The sequence below is a fragment of the Akkermansia sp. N21169 genome, from assembly GCF_029854675.1.
Lineage (GTDB): Bacteria > Verrucomicrobiota > Verrucomicrobiia > Verrucomicrobiales > Akkermansiaceae > Akkermansia.
In genome coordinates this window covers 107,502-129,074 of sequence record NZ_JARWNC010000040.1, presented here as the reverse complement: position 1 = coordinate 129,074, position 21,573 = coordinate 107,502, and the positions used below count along the sequence as shown (strand labels likewise).

Here is a 21,573-nt window from a genome sequence, read left to right as displayed (position 1 = left end):
TTTTAAGTTCGCTTGTCTATACAATCAATGAAATTAAATTTCTTCTAATCCTATTGATTTCAAGTATTTATACGTCGAGTCGTAATATTCTGGTTTGCGCGTGTGATCTTCCAGATCGCCATGTGGCACTACGATAACCATCCCTTGCCGAGCACGAGTCAGCAGAACTCGATAGGCATTCTTTAGGTACATCTTGCGATCCTCTTTCTTAATATTTTGCCATTTGTTACCCACAAATGAATATGTCCCCCAATCACCATGCTTAAAGCGAAAATCTCCGTCCCATACGACACAAGTATAGTCCAATTCCAAACCTTGAATATCAAATTCCGTTACAACATCTTCCATGCAATATGATGAACGGATGTCTTCTCTATCAGATAGGAACCAGTGCACAGGATCAGGCTTCACACGTACATCAATTGCCAATGGCCGCAAACGATAAGCCTGTGACGAAACGATAATACCATAACGTTCATTTCCTCGAGCACGCTCCTTGATCCATCGTTTGGCTTTTTTGACATCACGTGTCAACACTATCGGATATTTAGTTAGCTCTTTGAGTGTCTCCGAAGCCCCCTCCTTGTCCATATCCAAAAGCTGATGTACAAACAGCGATAGCTTTTCGGCTCTAAAACTGCGTAGCGAAACGGCTAGATGTAGTTCATCAGTTATATATACATTTGGATGATCAGCAAGTAGATTTAACGATTCGCCTTCCGCATACTCTTTGTCCGTCAAACGTGAAGAGATATGCACGTGCCAATCTTTGAAGTGATTATTTATTGATGCTATCCACTCGCTAATACCTGCCTCACCTGTGTTGATCTCCTGACCGCCACCAACAAGGCAAACAATCAACGCCCAATCTTTGTGGCGATCCATACACGAAATCAAGAACTCCGGCTCGGAATATGGGAAGCCCAGACGATTCTTTTTACGGCGCATAAAGTCAGCCGTCATATCTTTGGTCCAAGCACGTTGCGCCTCATCGAAAATCGCTATGTGGTCAATCGGAGCGTATGATTTATCTCTATTTTTCTCGCTCCGAAAATACTCCAAATCGGCAACAATCTCACCATTCTTAATAATTGTACCCTCCAAACAAGCATCACGGAAGTGGTGGACATTCTGAATAAAAGATTTTACCTCTTGCTCTACCTCTTTTTTTGTACACTTCTCACCTTTCTCTTTGAGTTGACGAATCTTATCACGAGTCAATGCCTCAACCAAAATTTTCACTAATGGGCCATTACCCGACAGATAGACCGCATTTACACCCTCTTTACTTGCACTTTGAGTCGATATGTTGAGCCCAACAAGTGTTTTGCCTGCTCCGGGCACCCCCGTAACAAAGCATATAACCTTATTATGTTCGGCCTTAGCCCGCTCAATTACCTTAAAAATATAATCACTCGTATTAGTGAGATTATCTGCATCGGAGCGTGAAATATCCTTCACTGAGTGGTTTTTATAGAGAGCCTGTGCTGCCTCAATAATTGTTGGCGTTGGTGCATAACGACTAATACTCCACAAATAGTTGTCTATGTATGTCGGAGGGAAAACCAATTGCGACTGTCGAATAATGGTTGCTATATTGTCGCCATTACTCAATATTGGACGTACTATTTGGTCATCATACTGAAAGAGTAAAATATCGTTCTCCTTAGCATTTGTAGAAACAAGAATCGGAATAATTGGTAGGTGATGACTCTCCTCGTGAAAGTATTTCAAATCGAGTGCATAGTCCCAAACCTGATTAATATCTGCCCCAGTAAACTCCTCGGATCCAACCTTAAATTCCACCACAAACACAATCCCATCAATCAGCAGCACGGCGTCGATACGTTTCCCCATACGAGGAATTGAATATTCAAAGAATATATCACCTGTGAATCCGGTAAGATGCGTTTTAAGTATTTTTATCTGCTCCGCCCAGGCTTGCTTTTGAGTATTGAGCAAATCTCCACGCCCAACAGCAGTCAATTGTAACCAAATCGCATCAAGCGGTTGATTAAGGAATGCTGTTATTGTATTGTGGTAGTAGTGACGCATATATTCTTAATTTTCTAATCTTTAAGCGATGAAAAAGCTACTAGCATTATTGGCACTATCGTGTTAATGTCTCACTTCTGAAGCTGAATATATTTTGCGAAAAGTGCAGTACTTAACTTTACCTAAACATCCTCGTGTATTGCTAATCGCGTTTACTTGAATCCTTTTTCTTCTATGTCTTCTTATTATCCTATCCATCTTCATTGTAAACAAGCTTACACACCAAGGCACACGATAGGAAGTTGTTATTGTAGCGAGACAGAAGGGTGATAATGGATCACTTCCCGATGCAGAAGGAGGAGAAAATGGCGCCTAGGATGTCTTCGGTATCGACGCGGCCGGTGAGTTCTCCGAGGGAGTCGAGGGCATCGCGCAGTTCGACGGCTGTGAATTCGGGGCTGTCTCCGGCCAACAGGGAGGATTCGGCGCGGGAGAGGGCTTCGGCACTGCGTTTCAGGGCGCTTTGGTGGCGGGCATTGATGGAAGCCAGGCCTGCGCCTTCAGATGATGGGAGGCGGTCGGCGAAGGCTTGCCAGAGGGCTTGTTCCAAGTCGTCGCGACCCATGCCGGAGGTACAGGAGAAACGGACGCCCGGCACGCCGGACCATGCCGGATCTTCCGGAAGGTCGCACTTGTTGAGGACGAGGATGCGGGGGATGCCTTCTCCGCCTTGCACGATATCAGCTGTGCTTGCAGGACGGGAGGAATCGACGACTTCCAGAATCAAATCTGCCCCAGACACGGCGCGTCCCGTGCGCTCGATACCGGCGCGTTCGATGGCGTCGGTGGATTCGCGGACGCCAGCGGTGTCGATGAGCCGCAGGGCAAGGCCGCCGACCTGAATGGATTCTTCGACGGTGTCGCGCGTTGTCCCCGGCACATCGCTGACGATGGCGCGTTCGTAGCCCAGCAGGGCATTCAAGAGGCTGGATTTGCCGACATTCGGTTCGCCGACGATGGCAGTGCGGACTCCTTCACGGAAAAGCCGCCCCTGATCGGCGGTGCGGAGCAGGCGTTCCATGCCTTCGCGGATTTCCTTCAGGCTGCCCGTCAGGGAATCAACGGTATCGGGGGATATATCTTCGTCCGGGAAGTCGATGTAGGCTTCGACGTGGGCAGTCACGTGGATCAATTTGTCCATCATCGCTGTAGCAGCGAGCCCGATGGCTCCATCCAACTGCTCGCGAGCCGCCTTGAGGGCCAGGTCACTCCCGGCGGAGATTACATCCATGACGGCTTCCGCCTGCGTAAGATCCATCTTGCCGTTCATGAAGGCACGGCGGGTGAATTCTCCCGGTTCGGCGGGAATGGCTCCACAGGAGTACAGGCGTTCCAGCACGCGGCGCGTTACCAGCATGCCGCCGTGGCAGGAGATTTCAACGAGGTCTTCTCCGGTGTAACTGGCAGGCCCACGAAACCAGACGGCCAGCACCTGATCGATAGAATCGCCCTGTTCATCGCGAATATCCGTCAGCATCACGCGGCGGGCTTCCACCTGTTCCGGCAGGCGGGCACAGCGGCGCAATACGGCAAGGCTATCGCCTCCGCTCATGCGGATCACGGACAGGGCTCCCTGCCCAACGGGGCTTGCCAGTGAGGCAATCGTCGATTCTCCGATCATGATTCAGGATTCTACGGATTCAAAGAAACCACCGCCCAGTACGCGGCCTCCGTCGTAGAAGGCGCATACCTGCCCAATGGCAAGGGCTCGCAACGGGTGGTCAAAGGTCAATTCTACACGGCCTTCTCCGATGTACACGCAAGTGCAGGGTTCGGCTTTGGCGCGGTATCTCGGCTGGGCAAGAACGCGTCCGGGCAGAGGCTCCCGCGTGTTTTCGATGCCACTGACGATGGCCTTCCGCGCGTACAATCCCTGCGTGGCTACGTCTTCGTAGCCGACAATCAGGCGATTGTTGGCGACATCCTTCCCCACGACAACGTAGGCCACGCCTTCCCTGGGTGAAGCAACGCCATGGCCCTTGCGCTGGCCAATCGTGAACAAATGGAGACCGCGATGGCGCCCCATCTTCTTGCCCTGCGTATCGACAATGTCGCCGGGCTTGTCCGGCACATAGTGTTGCAGGAAGTCGCTCATCTTCACCTGACCGATAAAACAAATGCCCTGACTGTCCTTCTTGCGGGCAGTAGGCAAACCATATTTAAGGGCAAGTTCACGCACCTGAGGCTTGAGGAGATCTCCCAAGGGGAGGCAGGCCCGTTCAATCTGCTCCGGACGCATCAAAGAAAGGAAGTAGGATTGATCCTTGTTGGGATCCCGACCGCGCAGCAAATCAACCCTGCCGTCGGAACGGACGGCACGGCGGGCATAATGACCGGTCCCTACCATTTCAAAGCCCTGTTCGAGAGCATAGTCCAGAAAGACCCCGAACTTCATTTCCCGATTGCACAAAACATCCGGATTGGGAGTATAACCCGCCCGGTAGCCTTCAATCAGATAATTGACGATACGGGAACGATATTCGTCCACTAAATCGACGATGCGAAATTCAATGCCGAGTGTACGCGCCACGGCAAGAGCATCTTCGATATCGCTCTCCCAAGGGCATTCTCCGGGAATTTCCTCGGAGTTCACCCAGTTTTTCATGTAAGCCCCGACAACATCGTGGCCCTGCTCTTTGAGCAGGGCCGCGGCTACGGAGCTATCGACTCCGCCGGAGAGACCTACCAGGATTCTTGACACCTTGGGACCTCCTTTTTTGAAAAAAATACATGGATTACATCCCTCCGTAGGGAATCACCCAGGACGGACTCACAACCTTCAGCACTTTGGCGACCGGAGAATCGCTCTCTTTGGAATCAACCTGCTGAAGCGTCAGAACACATTCGATGGGGTTGTTACCAGATTCTATCAACTGGCGGGCAAACTCGCGCTGATCAAAGTCGGTCAAATCCAGATAGGCAAACATGGTCTTGTCGGAGTCCATTGTCTTCACCTTGAGGCAAAGGTAGTGGGTATTATCGTTAAAGGGAGCCTTGTACTCTTTGTCGACCACAGCATACACACGGAAATCTCCGGCTTCCTTACTCTTGTCGGCAAGCCACTTGTCCCAGTCGAAGGAACAATAACGCACCTCGCTTTCCCAGTCGATCTTGGGTTCCTTGTCAATGATACGCATCGCAACAAAGCCGACGGTACCATCATTCAGGAGCACCCGAGTGCGCCAGTAGGACAAACCGCCGAGGGCAAATGCCGTAGGAGGTTCCACCGATTTGGCACCAGGATTTTTGATGGTATGCTCTTCATAATACTTTTCCATTTTTGGAAGCATCGTATCGGCTTCCAGCACGAACTTGGCCTTTTCCTGAGGAGTTTTGGCGGAATAGTAACCATTCACCGCCAGAGCTACTCTACCGAGAACGGATTCCGGATCAATTGTCTGCTGTTGCTGTCCGGTTGCAGTACCGGAAGCAGCCGGAGCATTTGCCGAAGCGGTAGCATCAGGCAGAGCTGATGTCTGCGTTGCCGAAGCGGTAGGAACAGACGGAGCAGCCACAGTATCAGCATCTTTGCGGACGATAAGGACAATACAGATAACCAAGGCCAAAGCCAGAAGGGCAATGACAATCAGATACGGTCCGGAATTTGGTCTTCTTTTCGAGTTTTCCATAATATTGGTATGTAAAATAGCTCTTTCAAAAAAGCCTTAAGAACTGATGGCGCAGTTCCTCAACTACCGCCATTCCGAATAAAGCTTTCTAGGAGGTATTTTACGTCAGCCGCAAGGCTAAAGGAAGAAGAATTTTCGGATGCAAACAGTTTCTGCAACCATGTCTCACGCCTCAACCAGGTCCTTTGCCGTTTGGCATATTGCCGGGTAGCCAGGACAACAGCCTGGATGCATTCTTCAATCCCCATGTTCCCACGCAATAATTCACGGATTTGCGGTAGCCCCAGCGTACGCTCCGCCGTCAAGGAACAAGAACCCAGCGCGGCAGCTTCATCCACCGCTCCTTCTGCAAACATTTGCCGGGTTCGTTCCTGGATACGATGTTCCAAATCCTCGGGATCTCGTGAAATTACATAACCGGGACCGGCAGGAGGACGTTGCCAGTTCTCTTTCCAAAACCGGAGAGGCTTGCCTCCCAAAATCACAATTTCCAAATTCCTCTCAACATACCGTCTGTTTTCCAGACTGGTCATAGCAGCGCCTTCGGGATCGCGCCGCTTCAATTCGTCAACCAAATCCGCCAATTCGCGGGAGGCAAACCCCTTGCGGAGCATCTCATCCGCAGGAGGAGCATCGGAAATACCGTGTGACAGGAATTTCAAGTAAAGCCCGGATCCTCCGACCACAATCGCCCTCTTCCCCCGTTCATGAATGTCTCGAATACACTCCATGGCCCGCCGGTAATGAGAGGAAGCATCCCAAGACTCCGAAGGATCGAGAAACTCCACCATGTGGTGAGGCACTTTCTTCTTGTCTTCCGCAGTTGGAGCCGCCGTTAGAACAGACATGCCGCGATACACCTGATAGGCATCGGCACTCACGATCTCGGCATCCAGCAGCCGAGCCAATTCCAATGCCAGGGCTGATTTTCCCGAAGCGGTCGTGCCCGTTATGAAGATGAGGCGCAAGGCATCATTCATGATTATTCTCAGGGATTTCTATGCGTGCCTCTTCATCCAGGCGCTCTGCCAACCATTGCTTCATCATGCTCTGGTAGTTCAGATACCGGCTTCTTGCTACGCGTTTGATGCGGGCCAGCATGCGGGGATCGAACCTGAGTGTAATGGAACTGGACTCCCTGCCGTCACTGGACAACAGGGCTGCTTCCATCAATCGGGGAGCCAATTCATGTTCTTCCCAAAACCGGGCCTCCTCCTGGGGAGATGAAAAAACGGGAACCTGCTGCCAAGAAGAAAGAATATCCATAAATAATTAATCAAGAAACAAAAAGACCGTTAAACCGTTCAGTTGAGCGTCGCGTATTTACGATTGTAGTACATGGATTCCCCATCCGTCATATCCCGGACGGAAACAATACGGGCAATTTTACCGTCACTCCAGAATACAAGAAACAACCCTCGTCCCTCCAATGTACGCCCCAGACAAAAGTACCGGGCCTCTGCCGTCCATTCCACCTCATCAGGCAACAGGCGAATGCCAAACGGATCTTCCAGGCATTCCTCAATTTCCCTCGGTTTATACCGGGTCGGGTCAAACACTAATTGTCTCAAATCCAGTTCCATTTACTTATGCCAGATATAGAGAAAAGATCTTTCAAAGGGAAGAATATTTTCCCCATGCAATGCTGGAGCGAGGGGGCGTCACTTCCGGAAACCCTGCTCGATACAAGCAGGGGACCTCAGAACGAGCCAACAACTCAAGCCTTGTTTTCAATTGCCTGGCCTGAGATTTCTTGTTAAGAGAACTAAAATGATAAGGAAACTGTTTCTGGTGTTGGTGGGAATATTCGGTCTCGTCAGCTTATCGTTGACAATGTGTACTCAGCTCCGCCAGCCCCATGGAACGGGCAGCATTCCGGATACGGTTTCCATCCAAGCTCATTTAAAACGCCATGTGACCATACTCGCCACAACAATCGGAGAACGCAACCTCTACCGGGAGGATAACATGAAGATGGTTGTCGATTACATCAGACACGAGTTGCAAACCATGGGTTATACCCCTGTCTTCCAACCCGTATCCGTCCCTCGAAAAACCAGCTTCGGTTCAGCTGCCGGAAAGACCGCATACAACATTGAAGTGCGGAAACCCGGTACAACCCCGAATGCTCCCTGGCTTATTATCGGAGCCCACTACGATACCCGGGCCGGGATGGAAACATGGAATTCCCACGGTCCGGTCATCCCTGCCAAAACCGGGACGCCGGGAGCCAATGATAACGGTTCGGGAGTTGCCACCGTTCTGGAACTGGCTCGGATCTTCCGCCATCTTCCTACACAACACGGAATCATCTTCGTTCTTTACGCCAACGAAGAGGCCCCTTTCTTCCAAACCGATGCCATGGGTTCCCGAGTCCATGCCCGGAGCATTGCAAAAAATCCAGGCAAGGAACATATCATGGGCATGTTCACGCCGGAAACGCTGGGATGCTACTCCCCCAGGGTCAACAAAAAACGGGCCAGTGCCGTCGTAGCCGGGTTGGCGGGACTCCCGGACCGTTGCGACTATGTGGCTTTTATGTCCACCAACACGGGAAAGGATTTCTCCCGATCCTGCTCAGAGATTTTTACAAGCGAATGCCGATTTCCGGTCCGCGTCGTATCCTTTCCGTACTATACCAAGGCCGTCGCCTGGTCAGATGACTGGTCCTACATGAAAGAGGGCATTCCCTCATTCGCCGTCACGGATACGGCCTTTCTGCGGTGCGACGACTACCATGAAACGAGCGATACGGCAGAAAAGCTGGATTATCGTGAATTCGCCGAAGTTGTCGACGGCCTGGCACGCATGACAGCACGGTTGCTCAATCCCGAATCAACAGCATTTTAGGTTCCATTCAGGCCAGCGTACCGACAGTCGTGCCGAGCTGTTCCAACAAGTCCAGAGAGGAAGCCAGAGACGACGCTGCAACCTCGCCGGAAATCAAACGCCCGTATTCCCGGAGTAACAAAGACGCCTTGCGGGGAGAATCGTCCAGCAATTCAACCCGGTAATGCACAAGCCCGGCATCCCGGAAAGCCGGGAAAAAACACGCCCCGGTCTGAGCCCGTCCGTTGAACAAGGTATTGCGGCACCCCGTATCGGCAAACAGGGGATGCAACTGTCCCACCCTGTCCTTCAAATGGACACTGTAGCGTTCGCATGGCCGCCCGCAGTCCCTGTCATTATGGCCGCCGCCGGACAGGAAGGTACAAAACACGCAATGCTCCATATGGAACATGGGCATATGCTGGTGAAGCGTCAACTCCAGCCTGTCTCCTGGCATCCCGGCAAGGAGGTCGAGTACCTGCGACGCATTTAAATCATAGGAAATTGTCAATCTCTCAAACCGTCCAAATTCCAGCAACACATCCGCCGACCACGGATTGGCGACATTGAGGGAAAAATCCCCTACAAGCCTCAACCCCGAATCATGGAAATATTCCGCAGCTCCCCAATTGCGGATCAAAATCCCGTCCGGAGCCTGACGCACCATCAGCTTGAAGTACCCTTCCTCCTTCGGTTTCTGGATACGGGGAGTAGCCAGGAATACGGAAACATCCGGAGCCATGGACCGAATCTTCTCCAGAGAAGCTCCATACCTCCTCATATCCTCATAATCCAAATACAGAGTCTTGATGCCGCTCCGGAGGCAGGGTTCGACCTGTTCTTCACGCCGGCATAAAACGGAAAGTTCCGCCGGTGCCGTCTCCGGACATACACGCGTTTTGACCATGATTTCCGGTATGGAAAAAGGAGAAGAAGCCCTTTGGACGGGTTTATCCAGTCTGTTCAATTGTTCCACCAAATCCCGGCGGGCCTTGTTCAATGCGCTCAGGGGAAGCATCAATCCTTCCGGCAAATCCACCGTACAAGCCCTGAGTATGAAGCCGGAACCACCCAGCCTTCCCAGTTTTTCCCAAAGTGTAGAGGAAGTCAACGGACGATTGACTGCGGGCACCAGAGCAACATCCGTCCGGACGGAAACACCCCACGCCGGGCAATTCACAACCAAAGGTTCCCCGACTCTCCCGGTACAATGCAATTCCAGAGGGACGGTTTCCTCCGCGCGTTCATGCACCCATGACTGACGCAGACGGGTGTTCAACGCCGGATCATCCGTCTTCCAAACCTTCTGCCCGGGACGCACGCGCGTCCAGTCCACCCGGCTTGCCTTGCCATGGAAAAACAAGCGGTTCCTCTGCACTTTCCAGATACGGCCGCCCTGTTCTTCATTACGGTCTTCTCCGGCATCAAACACAAAGCCATCACCGGGAGCCAGAGGGACATTTCCCTCCAAATTGACATCTACCCAGCCATTGCCGCCCCCCGATACAACACCCACAAAAGCCCCGCGTTTCTTGCCGTGCCGCCCGTGCGTCAGCGTCGGGTGGTCGGAACCATGAAGCCATCCATGGGAAAAACCCCGGGAAAACACCATCTGCAACGCATACCGGTCCGCATCCGTCACGAGGGAATCCGCCTCCATTCCTCCTACTGCAGCATCCAAAGCCTTACGATAGGCCGATGTCACGGCAGCTACATACTCCGGACTCTTGAGCCGGCCTTCGATCTTGTAGCTTTTCACTCCCATGCGTACAAGCTCCGGTATATCGTCCAGAGCGCACAAATCCTGAGGGCTCAGCAAGTATCGTCTCTCACCCATAGGTTTCAGCCGTCCGTCTACAACCAAAGCATAGGGAAGGCGGCACGCTTGAGCGCATTCTCCCCTGTTGGCGCTTCGCTGGCCGAGGCTCTCCGACGTCAGGCATTGGCCGGAATACGACACACATAACGCTCCATGGACAAAAACCTCCAGCGGCACGGACGATTCCCGGGCACAACATTCGATATCCTTCAAGCTTAACTCCCGTGCCAGAACGGCACGCTCCAAATCCAAAAACCGTTCCGTGAAACGAATGCCATCCGGCGACGACAATGTCATCTGAGTCGATGCATGCAATTCCAATGCCACTTCAGGACGCTCCCGCTTCCAGAGAGTCAGGATACGGGCCAATCCCATGTCCTGGACGATTACTCCATCCACTCCTGCATCGTTCAGAGATACCAGATAGGAAAACGCGGCAGGCATCTCCCCCGTAAACACCAGCGTATTCATCGTCACAAATCCCTTGACTCCATGCCCGTGCAAATAGTTCATCAGCCCGGGGAGATCCTCCAGCGTAAAATTGTCGGCCCGCAGACGGGCATTGAATTGCTCCAGACCGAAATAGATGGCGTCCGCCCCATTGCACACGGCCGCACGGGCACACTCCCAGTTTCCGGCAGGAGCCAGCAATTCCGGGCTCAAATCGCCTCGGGACAAAGGAGGGCAACAGGACGGATCGGGCTTCATGTCCGTACACTCGCCAAGAGACCATCTCCCGTCAAGGGCAAAACCAGACCGAAAAAATACACCCACCCACAGAATCAAACGGGAAAATCGTTAGAATCGAGTTAAAGAACAAATAATAACCATTTCACATTGAATCACTTTATCCAGGATCATATTTTAATCATGATCCATGCTGATGGATAGATACCCCATCCGATTTCATGGTTGAAAAGCCCTTCTCCCCACTCCCTCAACACCAATGAGCCTTCATATTGGAATGACCGATGAAGCCGACAAGGCTCTCCAGAAAGCCAAGACGCGCAACTTCCTGGCCGCGTTGGCAACAGCCGTTTTGTCAACGGCTCTGGCCGGACTCCTTCTGTACACCGCTGTCATCGTTGTCTCAAAAACGGGAAAACCGGAAATCGTGGCCTATGTCGCCAACAATACGGATGCCCCGCCCCAGGACTCCCCAGTAACGCCGGAACGCATCACAACACGCCCCACCGCCTCCGTCCAAAACCATGCCAGCATCATCACGTCCTATGCCGTCAGCGATGTCGCCATCGCTTCGGTTGACCTGGAAACCCCGGACATTTCCGATCTTGGGCAAAGCCTGGAACTGGGAGTGGATTTCGGTGCCGGAGTCGGAGAAGATCTCGGGGAGGGAGGAACCGGATTCGGCTCTGACCAACCGGGAGGCAGCGCTCTGGAGGGAACGTTCTACGATTTAAAGCAAACCCCCGCAGGGAAAAGTACGAACATGACCTATGCGGAATACATCAATGTCTTCAATCAATTCATCAAAAACTGGAACAGATCCATCCTCAACAAATACTTCAAATCTCCAACGAAGCTCTACGCATCCCAGTTCTATATCCCGAACTCCCCATCGGAAGATGCCCCCAAAGCCTATCAATGTGGCGACCGCGTCCAGGGAAGCTTCTGGGCAGCCGTGTACAAAGGCAATGTCGTCGCCCCCAAGTCCGGCAAATTCCGGTTTGTGGGAGCCGCAGACGATGTTCTCGTCGTCAACTTCAACGGGAAAAACGTTTTTGACTTTGGATGGTCTCAAGTCTCCATCAACCAGAGTTATGCCGTTGGAAAAGCCTGGCACGATGCCCTGCAAAATGTCAAGGGAGCCGATGAAGTCCTGGTCAGGAAACTCAGGCAATCCAAAATCAATGTCCCTCCCGTTACTCTGTATAAATACGGGAACACAGAACACTGGAGCCAAAACACAGGGGGGTATGCGGCTGGGGTCGTCTTCACTGTAGAAGCCGGAAAAACCTACCCTATCCAGATCCTTCTGGGCGATAATGGAGGTCAGTTCGGTGAATCCCTGATGATCGAAGAAGTAGATGCCCCCGTCGTGCATAAAGATCAAAAATACGGTTCTCCCATCTTCCCGTTATTCAGGACAAATTACTCTCTTCCCGATCCCGCGACAATCAAAGGACAAGTAGCTCCCTTTGACCCTGTCGGCATCGTATGGCCTGTCGTCAGATGATTTCCGGGAAATCCGCACCGTCAAAGCATTAACCCGGTAGGAATGAATTTTAGCGAGTCTCTTGACAATTCACCTCCATCATCTAAGTTGCCAGTATGAAATGCTTCTTTTCTATTGCAGCGGCCATTGTCCTCGGCATGGCTTCCATCGAAATATCATCCGGGCTGGAACACCCCAAGGGAGTTAAAGTCACATTCCCCCAATTCCCCGCCTCCGCACACCTGTACGGACCGAAAATCAAGGCTTCCGACCTGAAAGGAAAAGTCGTTTTCTTCGAATACTGGGGTATCAACTGCCCGCCGTGCATCGCCAGTTTCCCCCACCTCGTTAAATTGTACGACCAGTATAAATCCAAAGGGCTTGTCATTGTAGCCAGCCACAGTCAAAGGCCATCGGATAAAATCGAACCTTTCCTGAAAAAGTCTAAAGTGACCTTTCCGGTGTACCAGTTCGTCTCCCTGCCGGAAGCTCGTTGTCCCGGAGGCTTGCCCTTTGCCGTCCTCGTCGGAGCCAATGGCAAAGTCGTCGCCCAGGGATACCCCGGCGAACTGTATGACCTGATCAAAAAAGAACTCCGCAACGTCGGCAAGGGAACCCCGATCCTGGACGGGCTTGAACTCGACAAATACAAGGCACTTGCCAAGGATCTCGTCTCCGACGGTACCAACATCGAAGCCAAAATCAAACCACTGCGCAATAAGCAGGACGATGAAGAAGCGCAAAAAGTTTGCAGTACATACGATGCATGGCTTGACAACGAAAAAGCCTCCATTGAAGAAGTCTTCGGAGAAGACCCGCTCAACGCCCTTCCCATGATGCTGCGGCTGAAAAAGGCCGTTCCGTCCGTCAAGGAATTTGACGAGCAAATAACCGCCCTCAAAGCCAACAAGGACATCCCCCGCCTCCTCGGCATCAAAAAGAAGATCGAAGCCTTGGAACAGAAGAAAAAGCCCCAGCAGAGCGAAGTCAAATCCCTGATGGATGCCGTTGAAAAACTGGAACAGTCCCCGGATGAAATCACGCAAAAAATTGCCGGGCAGCTCAAACAGCTCCTTTCTCCCCTGATCGTGCCGGAAGAAGCAAAGGAAGATAAATAAACCTTCCGGCGTCACCCCATCGAAGCTTTTTCCTCTCCCCCTGTTTTTCTCGTAAAAATCCGGGGGGAGAAGGGGAATCATTGAACAGTCGCTCTGCGGCCTTCCCCGGCGAACAGCCCTAGGACATCACCCAGTAAAAACAGGGACCCCGTCACCAGGACGCGGCATCCACTGTTCCGGGCGGCCTTCAAACCGGTTTCAAGACTGTCATGGCAGATAACCGGAACCGACGAAAAGGCCTCAACCAGGCATTTCATGTCGCCCACTCCCAAAATCCTGGGTGACGTACACGGAACCAGGTGCCATTCTCCCGCCAAAGGAGCAATCAGTTCCAGAACACCGTGAATGTTCTTGTCTGCGGATGCGGCAAACACAAGAGCAGCCTTGTCATCGCCGAAACGCTCCCTCCAGGTCTCTGCAAGCACCCGGGCGGCATGCGGATTGTGGGCGCCATCCAGCACCATGAGTCCTCCTTCCAGTTCCTGAAATCTACCCGGCCAGGACAAGGAGGACAACGCCGCCTCCGCCACACTACGGGAAGGCAGAAGATGGAGCGTTTTCATCGCCAGGAGAGCCAGGGCAGCATTCCTCCTCTGGTGGGCACCGGGTAAAGAAGGCTGGGGAACCCCATCCGTATGCCCGGCAATGGCCAGAGGAGAGCCCAGTTCCGCCGCGCGGCGGGCAATCACGCCAGCAGCCTCCGGTTCCTGAACGGCGGAAACGACAGGCCGCCCTGCGGCAATGATTCCGGCTTTCTCCGCAGCAATCAATTCCAGCGTATCGCCGAGATACTGCTGGTGATCCATGCCGATAGGAGCCAGCACGGCCAGATCCTTGGGAACGGCATTCGTCGCATCCAGGCACCCCCCCAGGCCTGTTTCCAAAACCAGAAACTTAACTCCGCATTCCTTGAAGTATTTCAACGCAACAGCCAGAGCCAATTCGAAAAACGTCGGATGAGGATCCCACTCCGCCACCAAATCCCGCACCTCCACCAAAAGCCTCAGCAACGCATCCTCGGGAATCATGACTCCGTTCACCCGGATTCTTTCCCTGAAATCTACTAAATGAGGAGACGTAAACATCCCAGTCTTCAAGCCCGAACTCCTCCCCAAAGCCTCCAGCATGGCACAGACAGATCCCTTGCCATTGGTTCCTGCCACATGTACGACGCACACATCCTCCGACGGATAGGCGTCCGCTGCCTCCAACAGCCTGCGGGTACCCTCAAGCCCCAGCTTGATTCCGAACAACTGCGTCGAGTACAACCAGTCCAGTGCCGACTTCAAATTCATGCGCTCATCTATAATTCATTTTTTCCGGGACGCAATCATAACTGCCGCCAGCCCCCGCCTTTCCCAGCCGGGCAGGGAGGAAAGCTTCCAGAAAAAGGACTTCCGGGCTCTCGCCAGGAACGAACCATGGAGCATTCCGATTCTCCCTAGATGCTTTTCTCTTCACAAACTACCAATTTTTAGAAAGATCCCCCAATTGTATGCGTATCCTGTACGATATGAAAATTCCTTTTCTTTGTTCCCTAATGCCACTGGCATTGCTCGCCTTGTCCCCCTTTGTGGAAGCACAGGAAGAGCTGCATGCCGCGGCATCTCCATCGCAACCCGTCACGGCAGACCATCAAATCCGTGTAGCCACAGAACTAATCAACCGTGTTCTGCCAGGATATTCCGGGCAATTCACACTGGAGATCATCCCCCGGGATCAGGATCGGGATGTATTTGAAATCGATACCCGTGACGGCAAAATCGTCCTGAGGGGCAATAACCCCGTCTCGCTGGCCATGGCATTCAACCAATACATCAAATATACGGCCAAAGGACACTTCTCCTGGTTCGGGGATCAATTGAACCTGCCCCAAACCCTCCCTCTTCCCGACAAAAAAGAACGCAAAGTCATCGACCAGAAGTTCCGCGCCTACCTCAATTACTGCACCGTCAGCTACTCCGCCGCCTGGTGGGACTGGAAACGCTGGGAGCGAGAACTCAACTTCATGGCGATGAACGGCATCAACATGCCGCTGTCTCCTGTGGGACTGGAAGCCGTGTGGTACAACACCCTCCTCAAGTTCAAGTTCTCCGATGAGGAAGCCCGCCGCTTCCTTTCCGGCCCCGGACACTTCGCCTGGCAATGGATGCAAAACCTTCAGGGAGTAGGAGGCCCCCTGCCCAAGTCCTGGATCGACAGCCACATCACCCTCGGAAAACAGATCATGGAACGCCAGCTGGAACTTGGCATGCAGCCTATCCAGCAAGGGTTCACCGGCTTCGTCCCCCGCGAACTCAAGGACAAATATCCGGAAGCCAAAATCAGCCTCCAGGGCAGATGGTGCGGCTTCCCCGGTGCCGCCCAGCTCGATCCCCTGGATCCGCTTTTCGCCCAGATCGGACGCACCTTCCTGGAAGAACAGAAAAAACTTTTCGGAGCCCACGGCGTCTATGCCGCCGATCCCTTCCATGAAAGCAGTCCTCCCGTCCATACCCCGGAATACCTGCCCGCCGTCGGCAAGGCCATTCACGAACTCTTCCAGTCCTTCCACCCCGGCTCCGTCTGGGCCATGCAATGCTGGAGCATGTACAAGCCCATCGTCGACGCTGTCCCGGTCAACAACCTCATCATGCTCGACCTCAACGGCTCCAAACGCAAACAACATCAGAATTTCTGGGGGCACCCCTTCATCGCCGGCAACCTCCACAACTTCGGCGGGCGTATCAACATGCACGGAGACCTCCCCCTCATCGCCTCCAATCAATACGCCCAGGCCCGCAAGGAAGCCCCCAACGCCTGCGGTTCCGGTCTCTTCATGGAAGGAATCGAACAAAACCCGGTCTATTACGATCTGACTTTCGAAATGCCTCTCCACGAGGACGCAGTCGATCTCAAAACATGGCTGAAAGACTATGCGGAACGCCGTTACGGCACCCAATCCCCAGCCGCGGAAGAAGCATGGATGCTTCTGCTCGAAGGCCCCTACCGCAAGGGAACCAACGGCACGGAAAACAGCTCCATCATCGCCGCCCGTCCGGCGCTCAACCCCAAAAAGTCAGGCCCTAACGCCGGATTCCATATCCCCTACCCCACCGAATTGCTCTATCGTGCCCAGGAAAACCTCCTGAAGGATGCCGACAAGATGAAGAACTCCAAACCCTACCTCTTCGACATCGTCGACGTCCAGCGCCAGATCCAATCCAACCTCGGGCAGGCCATCCATGCCAAAGCCGCAGAAGCCTTTAAGAACAAAGATAAAGCCGAATTCGTCAAGCACTCGACGCGCTTCCTCGAACTCTTGTCCGACACGGATGTTCTTCTGCGTACCCGCCGCGAATTCAACTTCGATCGCTGGCTTACGGAAGCCACCGCCTGGGGCACTACTCCGCAGGAAAAGGAACTTCTGGAACGTGATGCGACATCCCTAGTCACTTCCTGGGGTGAAGGCACCGCCGGGGATCCCATCATCTTCGACTACAGCTGGCGCGAATGGAGCGGCCTGATCGAAGGTTTCTACCGGCACCGCTGGCAGATGTTCTACGACATGCTCCGGAAACACCTCGACGACGGTACCGACTACAACGAGGATAAACTCCCCATGGTTCACGGACGCGAAGCCTGGAGAGCCAATGATTTCTACAAGGAACTCGCCCAATGGGAAGAAAACTTCGTCAAGACCCCCGGCAAAGCCAGAACCCCGGTCATCCAGGGCGACGAGCTCGAAACCGTCCGGCGCTTGTTCGGCAAATACAAGGAACTCGCCAAGGAATACGGCAATGTCCCTCTGCCCAACACCGACAAAGGCCCCAGAAACGAAAACCTCGGCGAAGCCAAAGTATCCTGATCCTGCCCACGTCCCACAAACACCCCCCCCTCACAACAGAAGCTGCCTCATCCCCATGGGGCAGCTTCTCCTATTCATACTACCGAACAACGCAAGACGCACAGCATCACCAGGCACACTGACTAACAGGTTTTCCCTTCTTGCCGGCCTCGCCTGGGGAACCTCCCACGACAGCCAGTATCAGAGTTCTTTTGCCTGTGATGACACAATAAAATTTGACAGAAAAGCCTTCCTATATTACTAAATGAGTTGTTTGGAGGAAAAGCCTCAGGAACAATTTATACGCCCTCAGCAGTAGTACTTCCACTATTCGGTATGTTTACGAGCCTGAGGGTTTTTTATTTGTAAAACTATGATCAAATCACCTCCTTGATTAATTGCATAGTCTATTGAATCCAGATTGCCTCTCGTCCCGGATTTATTGAATTGATCAGAATGAAGGCTGATAATATGACCTTGATTGAGTATCACGAAGACAGGAATGGGACTGTCTCCACGTTTTAGATAAAGACATAGATCCAAGTCGGGAAATTGTGAATACAGGAACGCTTTCCAAACATTTGTTTCCGAAACCTTGTCGCAAAGAAATGTCGGTCTAGTCGGCTTTTCATTCAAACTATAATTTGTATAGTTTTTGAAAACGTCAATCCAAAAAACACGATCTTCCTTCGGCATTAGTGGATAATAATCTTCTTTTCCATCAGGTATGCGATCAAATTGTCTTCCCAATTCATGCGGAATCTTTTCTTCATACGCAATAACTCTTTCCTCAAATTCTCTCTTCCTGTTTTCACGGGAAATCATAGCTACCTTGTCATCACCAAATGAATCAATCGATTCTGTGTGAGATACTATAATCGCCTTATCGGCGTAAGATTTTGTAAGCGAGAAGACACAAAAAACAAATATTTTAATATATATTTTACTACTCATTTTAACAAACCTGCGAAATTCTCCACTTTACTCATAATGATTCTATTAAAAATTAAATTCATCCTGAATTACAAATATATTCATGCTTTAAATCTTCAGATATATCATCATTTGGAATATTCATAAAACTTCATTCAATGCTTGTAATACAATATTGGGAATTTATTTTTCGATTAGATTTTAACAATTCCATCAAATTCAATAATTTTCACAAAAACTTTTTAAACTATTTATAAAATACCATTTGGTCCGATAAATGAATTGTGCCTCTAAAATGGATTTAATTCTATCATAGGTATAGAAATTGACTCCACATGGCCATGGACTAGTTTCTGTTGTAGTCGTTCTAACACTCTTGGCTTTGGAATAATCCCACTGTATGATATGATTTCCATATTCATTTTTTTGCACAAATATTTCAGTTACTCCAGAATTGCAACCTTTATAATAAAATATAAATATTGTCGAATAGTGCTTTATTTTATTATCTCTTAATACAAATCGCTGTTTTACATATTTTATTAAGTCTCCTAAATCAAATTTTTCACAATACACACAAACAGAAAAATCATTTGATGAATTAACCGAAACGAGGTCATTATTGATAGACAGACCAAGAACACCAAGACATGAATATAATGCTAAAAACATATTTAGTAAAATATAAATTTAAACCATAGGCAGCGAAATTTCTTTAATACACATAAAACAATTGAATCAATCACAAGCGATGCATTCCATTTCATCAATTGATTCTGTGTGAGATACTATGATCGTTTTATCGACGTAAGACTTTACAAGCAGGAAGACACAAGAAACAAATACTGTAATATATCTTTTACTACTCATTGTATCAACATAATAAGAATGTTGAGTGTTAACACACTTTATTTTTTCTAGTCATTCTTAATTTGGAATATGCAACCGTAATTTTCTGACCTTTTTATATTATATTAATTTTTAAATGAGGATAATTCATAGGCCGGATAAGGCATATATAGGGCTGGAAGATAATCATTTTTCATGGCGCGTAGGCGCCAACGCCAGGAATGAATGAGATTAATTTTTGTCCCTATTCCGTGGGCATAATAGGCCGATAATTTTAATTGAGCAGCAGGTAATTCTCGAAGTGCTGCCGAATAAAGCCATTCAAAAGATTTCCGATCATCTCGTGGAAGCATTTTCCCTTCATAGTAGGCCCTTGCTAAATGATATTGAGCGAGAAGATTATTATCATCGGCTAACTCTTTGTAGTAACTGATTGCTTTTTCATTCCCTTCCGGAGTTTCTCTAATTTCTTCCATTTGAGCTTTAAGATAAGGGTCATAAGGTGTTTTGTTCATCCAATAGTACGCTTGTTGCAAGTCGCGTTTCATTCCTACACCCATGGCCGAATAATAAAACATCAAATATTGAGCCATCTGGTCACCCATTTTCGCCATTTCCAAAGCATTTTTATGTTGTTTATCAATAGTCAACATAAGTTGTCTTTTCACTTCCTGAAAATCCAATGGCGGATATTGTAGGTTATCGTCAGTGATAACTTTTCCCTCAATGGAAAAGGGCCAATTGATAATTTTATCTCCCTCAAGACGAGCTATTACACAATCCAGTGATGGATTAGATGGAAGAAAAGAGCGGGGAAAATCTTCAACTTTGTCTAAAAGTCCAAATGACGGTGGTCGAGGCCATCGTGAAAAATGAAAGAAAAACAAATATTTTTTCCCCTCTTGAATAATATAGTAAACATCCTCTAGATTGCTCTCATATTTTACAATCCCATCACCATCATAATATTTTCTCCCATCATAGTAGCAAATATACTTTCCGTCATAATAGAAGCCAAGATCAATGGGGCTATCCCATTTTGGGACATCAATCACCAACCGAATTTCCGGTATATTGATACCATATAATACATCAATGGGTTCTAATAGAACGTAGCTGTTATTCTCTTCAATGTGCACACGACCAACTTTTGCCGTAACAATGAGTTCCGAACTATTCACAAGATCCTCAAATGACTCCGGAGGGACCCAAAATGCTAATGCTGTCGAAATACAACAATATATTATAAATAATATTTTATGCATGATTGCAAACTATTTTCCATATGGATTGATTTTGCATTAATTTAAAGAAATATGTTTCGTAGTCATTAGTATTCCATGACTATAAATATTAACACATCGGTATTCGTTGTGACATTTTTTATATTCATCTCTTGATTCACAAGATTTCTTACCTGCCGTCGATTTATTGTCTGCCAGAAGATTATCTATATTGGAAGGGATGATAGGTTGTGGTTCTCTGGGTATCAAATCGATCACCAATCCATTTTCAAGTTGGAAGATTTCACGATTTCCTCGTTCGCCACAGAATGAAAATTCAGAATTGATATTGAGCTTATCCAAAATATCATTCAATGATTCTATCTTACTCACATTAATAGTAGATATTTTCATCTTGATTTCCTTGTCGAGAACAACGTCGTTATTGTAACAGGATACCAACAATATAACCAGCAATTGGAAATTTATTTTTGCCACTCTTTTATTTTAATAGATTACGAATTTTACGTTTAGATAATCACGATACATTTTATTCCATTGAAAACATTATTCCTATTATTTTCTTGTCTCCAATATTATTCTGAATATATTCAATAATGTTAAATACATCAGAAATATCAAAATTTATTTTAAGTGCAAGGTTTAATGCTATTTTATCCGATTTTATTCTTGATATCCTCCTGCAAAAAAAATCCAGACAGGAAATATCATTTTCCTCGAGACTCCAAACAGCATATAGAAATTCTCCGGATTTTTCAGATTCGACTTTATCGATTTTAAATATAAATAGATTCCTATTTTTTTTACTTGCATTTGGAAGTGCTACTCTGAATTCATTTTCAATAAAATTAGATGAAATATCTATCTTTTTAGAATTTTTAGAAATATAAAATTTCGTTATATTTCTTGCATATGCATTATGTAATATTTTTGAAAAATCGCTCCACGAAACAGGTGAATTTATTATAAAATTTAAAGAATCCGTATCTTCATTAATTTTTGATTCGATATTATGAATCTCGGACGTTTCAATATCTAGCCCATAACAATTTATGCACAGAAAAAATGAAATTATTTTAATAATTTTATTCATAG

At 49.2% G+C, this 21,573-nt stretch carries 18 protein-coding genes; 4 read left to right on the top strand and 14 right to left on the bottom strand.

Features of this window, described 5'->3' with window-relative positions; genetic code table 11:
* Positions 1–33: 33 nt before the first annotated feature.
* The 7 genes from QET40_RS09665 to QET40_RS09635 all read right to left on the bottom strand — a co-directional run bounded on the left by QET40_RS09665 (position 34) and on the right by QET40_RS09635 (position 7,267).
* Positions 34–2,055, bottom strand: a complete 2,022-nt coding sequence (locus QET40_RS09665; RefSeq protein ID WP_280126960.1) for a DUF2075 domain-containing protein — start codon at positions 2,053–2,055, stop codon at positions 34–36.
* Between the two features lie 277 nt (positions 2,056–2,332).
* Complete coding sequence (gene mnmE, locus QET40_RS09660; protein WP_280126959.1) at positions 2,333–3,676, bottom strand: tRNA uridine-5-carboxymethylaminomethyl(34) synthesis GTPase MnmE; 1,344 nt, start codon at positions 3,674–3,676, stop codon at positions 2,333–2,335.
* A gap of 3 nt (positions 3,677–3,679) precedes the next feature.
* Complete coding sequence (gene mnmA, locus QET40_RS09655) at positions 3,680–4,756, bottom strand: tRNA 2-thiouridine(34) synthase MnmA (RefSeq protein WP_280126958.1); 1,077 nt, start codon at positions 4,754–4,756, stop codon at positions 3,680–3,682.
* 34 nt (positions 4,757–4,790) lie between these two features.
* Positions 4,791–5,684, bottom strand: a complete 894-nt coding sequence (locus tag QET40_RS09650) for a hypothetical protein (RefSeq protein WP_280126957.1) — start codon at positions 5,682–5,684, stop codon at positions 4,791–4,793.
* 59 nt (positions 5,685–5,743) lie between these two features.
* Complete coding sequence (gene miaA, locus QET40_RS09645; RefSeq protein WP_280126956.1) at positions 5,744–6,664, bottom strand: tRNA (adenosine(37)-N6)-dimethylallyltransferase MiaA; 921 nt, start codon at positions 6,662–6,664, stop codon at positions 5,744–5,746.
* Complete coding sequence (locus tag QET40_RS09640) at positions 6,657–6,950, bottom strand: CopG family antitoxin (RefSeq protein WP_280126955.1); 294 nt, start codon at positions 6,948–6,950, stop codon at positions 6,657–6,659. The genes miaA and QET40_RS09640 overlap by 8 nt, the downstream gene beginning before the upstream one ends.
* Before the next feature lie 38 nt (positions 6,951–6,988).
* The gene (locus tag QET40_RS09635; RefSeq protein WP_280126954.1) at positions 6,989–7,267 is read right to left on the bottom strand and encodes a BrnT family toxin; all 279 of its coding nucleotides are present in this window, start codon (positions 7,265–7,267) and stop codon (positions 6,989–6,991) included.
* A 250-nt stretch (positions 7,268–7,517) separates the two neighbouring features.
* On the opposite strand from QET40_RS09635, the gene QET40_RS09630 reads away from it, so the two are divergent.
* A complete protein-coding gene (locus QET40_RS09630; RefSeq protein WP_280126953.1) occupies positions 7,518–8,534 on the top strand; it encodes a M28 family peptidase in 1,017 nt (338 codons plus the stop codon).
* Between the two features lie 7 nt (positions 8,535–8,541).
* Here QET40_RS09630 and QET40_RS09625 read toward each other — a convergent pair whose 3' ends face one another.
* Positions 8,542–11,040 carry a U32 family peptidase gene (locus tag QET40_RS09625; protein WP_280126952.1) on the bottom strand — a complete coding sequence of 833 codons (2,499 nt, stop codon included), beginning with the start codon at positions 11,038–11,040 and terminating at the stop codon, positions 8,542–8,544.
* Between the two features lie 238 nt (positions 11,041–11,278).
* Between QET40_RS09625 and QET40_RS09620 the strand changes: the two genes are divergently transcribed.
* Both QET40_RS09620 and QET40_RS09615 read left to right on the top strand, forming a co-directional pair.
* Entirely contained in the window at positions 11,279–12,529 is a 1,251-nt protein-coding gene (locus QET40_RS09620) for a hypothetical protein (RefSeq protein WP_280126951.1), read from the top strand.
* Positions 12,530–12,624: 95 nt separating this feature from the next.
* On the top strand, positions 12,625–13,626 hold the full coding sequence (locus QET40_RS09615; RefSeq protein ID WP_280126950.1) for a TlpA disulfide reductase family protein: 1,002 nt from the start codon (positions 12,625–12,627) through the stop codon (positions 13,624–13,626).
* A gap of 77 nt (positions 13,627–13,703) precedes the next feature.
* Here QET40_RS09615 and QET40_RS09610 read toward each other — a convergent pair whose 3' ends face one another.
* Positions 13,704–14,921, bottom strand: a complete 1,218-nt coding sequence (locus tag QET40_RS09610) for a folylpolyglutamate synthase/dihydrofolate synthase family protein (protein WP_280126949.1) — start codon at positions 14,919–14,921, stop codon at positions 13,704–13,706.
* Between the two features lie 245 nt (positions 14,922–15,166).
* Here QET40_RS09610 and QET40_RS09605 point away from each other — a divergent pair, with 245 nt between their 5' ends.
* A complete protein-coding gene (locus QET40_RS09605) occupies positions 15,167–17,473 on the top strand; it encodes an alpha-N-acetylglucosaminidase (RefSeq protein WP_345783073.1) in 2,307 nt (768 codons plus the stop codon).
* Between the two features lie 306 nt (positions 17,474–17,779).
* Here the strand turns inward: QET40_RS09605 and QET40_RS09600 are convergent, their stop codons facing one another.
* The 5 genes from QET40_RS09600 to QET40_RS09580 all read right to left on the bottom strand — a co-directional run bounded on the left by QET40_RS09600 (position 17,780) and on the right by QET40_RS09580 (position 21,571).
* Positions 17,780–18,406, bottom strand: coding sequence for a hypothetical protein (locus QET40_RS09600; RefSeq protein ID WP_280126947.1), 627 nt, complete (start codon positions 18,404–18,406; stop codon positions 17,780–17,782).
* Between the two features lie 198 nt (positions 18,407–18,604).
* Positions 18,605–19,057: a hypothetical protein gene (locus QET40_RS09595; RefSeq protein WP_280126946.1), complete on the bottom strand. Its 453-nt coding sequence runs from the start codon at positions 19,055–19,057 to the stop codon at positions 18,605–18,607.
* A 302-nt stretch (positions 19,058–19,359) separates the two neighbouring features.
* A complete protein-coding gene (locus QET40_RS09590) occupies positions 19,360–20,499 on the bottom strand; it encodes a tetratricopeptide repeat protein (RefSeq protein ID WP_280126945.1) in 1,140 nt (379 codons plus the stop codon).
* 36 nt (positions 20,500–20,535) lie between these two features.
* Positions 20,536–20,871: a hypothetical protein gene (locus QET40_RS09585; RefSeq protein ID WP_280126944.1), complete on the bottom strand. Its 336-nt coding sequence runs from the start codon at positions 20,869–20,871 to the stop codon at positions 20,536–20,538.
* A 136-nt stretch (positions 20,872–21,007) separates the two neighbouring features.
* Entirely contained in the window at positions 21,008–21,571 is a 564-nt protein-coding gene (locus QET40_RS09580; protein ID WP_280126943.1) for a hypothetical protein, read from the bottom strand.
* Positions 21,572–21,573: the final 2 nt, after the last annotated feature.

Excerpts from the sequence above, each read along its gene's own strand:
- QET40_RS09625 (WP_280126952.1), bottom strand. The coding sequence starts at position 11,040 with ATGAAGCCCGATCCGTCCTGTTGCCCTCCTTTGTCCCGAGGCGATTTG.
- QET40_RS09595 (WP_280126946.1), bottom strand. The coding sequence starts at position 19,057 with ATGTTTTTAGCATTATATTCATGTCTTGGTGTTCTTGGTCTGTCTATC.
- QET40_RS09620 (WP_280126951.1), top strand. The coding sequence starts at position 11,279 with ATGAGCCTTCATATTGGAATGACCGATGAAGCCGACAAGGCTCTCCAG.
- QET40_RS09600 (WP_280126947.1), bottom strand. The coding sequence starts at position 18,406 with ATGAGTAGTAAAATATATATTAAAATATTTGTTTTTTGTGTCTTCTCG.
- QET40_RS09630 (WP_280126953.1), top strand. The coding sequence starts at position 7,518 with ATGTGTACTCAGCTCCGCCAGCCCCATGGAACGGGCAGCATTCCGGAT.
- QET40_RS09665 (WP_280126960.1), bottom strand. The coding sequence starts at position 2,055 with ATGCGTCACTACTACCACAATACAATAACAGCATTCCTTAATCAACCG.
- QET40_RS09615 (WP_280126950.1), top strand. The coding sequence starts at position 12,625 with ATGAAATGCTTCTTTTCTATTGCAGCGGCCATTGTCCTCGGCATGGCT.
- QET40_RS09635 (WP_280126954.1), bottom strand. The coding sequence starts at position 7,267 with ATGGAACTGGATTTGAGACAATTAGTGTTTGACCCGACCCGGTATAAA.
- QET40_RS09605 (WP_345783073.1), top strand. The coding sequence starts at position 15,167 with ATGCCACTGGCATTGCTCGCCTTGTCCCCCTTTGTGGAAGCACAGGAA.
- QET40_RS09610 (WP_280126949.1), bottom strand. The coding sequence starts at position 14,921 with ATGAATTTGAAGTCGGCACTGGACTGGTTGTACTCGACGCAGTTGTTC.
- QET40_RS09640 (WP_280126955.1), bottom strand. The coding sequence starts at position 6,950 with ATGGATATTCTTTCTTCTTGGCAGCAGGTTCCCGTTTTTTCATCTCCC.
- QET40_RS09585 (WP_280126944.1), bottom strand. The coding sequence starts at position 20,871 with ATGAAAATATCTACTATTAATGTGAGTAAGATAGAATCATTGAATGAT.
- QET40_RS09580 (WP_280126943.1), bottom strand. The coding sequence starts at position 21,571 with ATGAATAAAATTATTAAAATAATTTCATTTTTTCTGTGCATAAATTGT.
- mnmE (WP_280126959.1), bottom strand. The coding sequence starts at position 3,676 with ATGATCGGAGAATCGACGATTGCCTCACTGGCAAGCCCCGTTGGGCAG.
- miaA (WP_280126956.1), bottom strand. The coding sequence starts at position 6,664 with ATGAATGATGCCTTGCGCCTCATCTTCATAACGGGCACGACCGCTTCG.
- QET40_RS09650 (WP_280126957.1), bottom strand. The coding sequence starts at position 5,684 with ATGGAAAACTCGAAAAGAAGACCAAATTCCGGACCGTATCTGATTGTC.
- QET40_RS09590 (WP_280126945.1), bottom strand. The coding sequence starts at position 20,499 with ATGCATAAAATATTATTTATAATATATTGTTGTATTTCGACAGCATTA.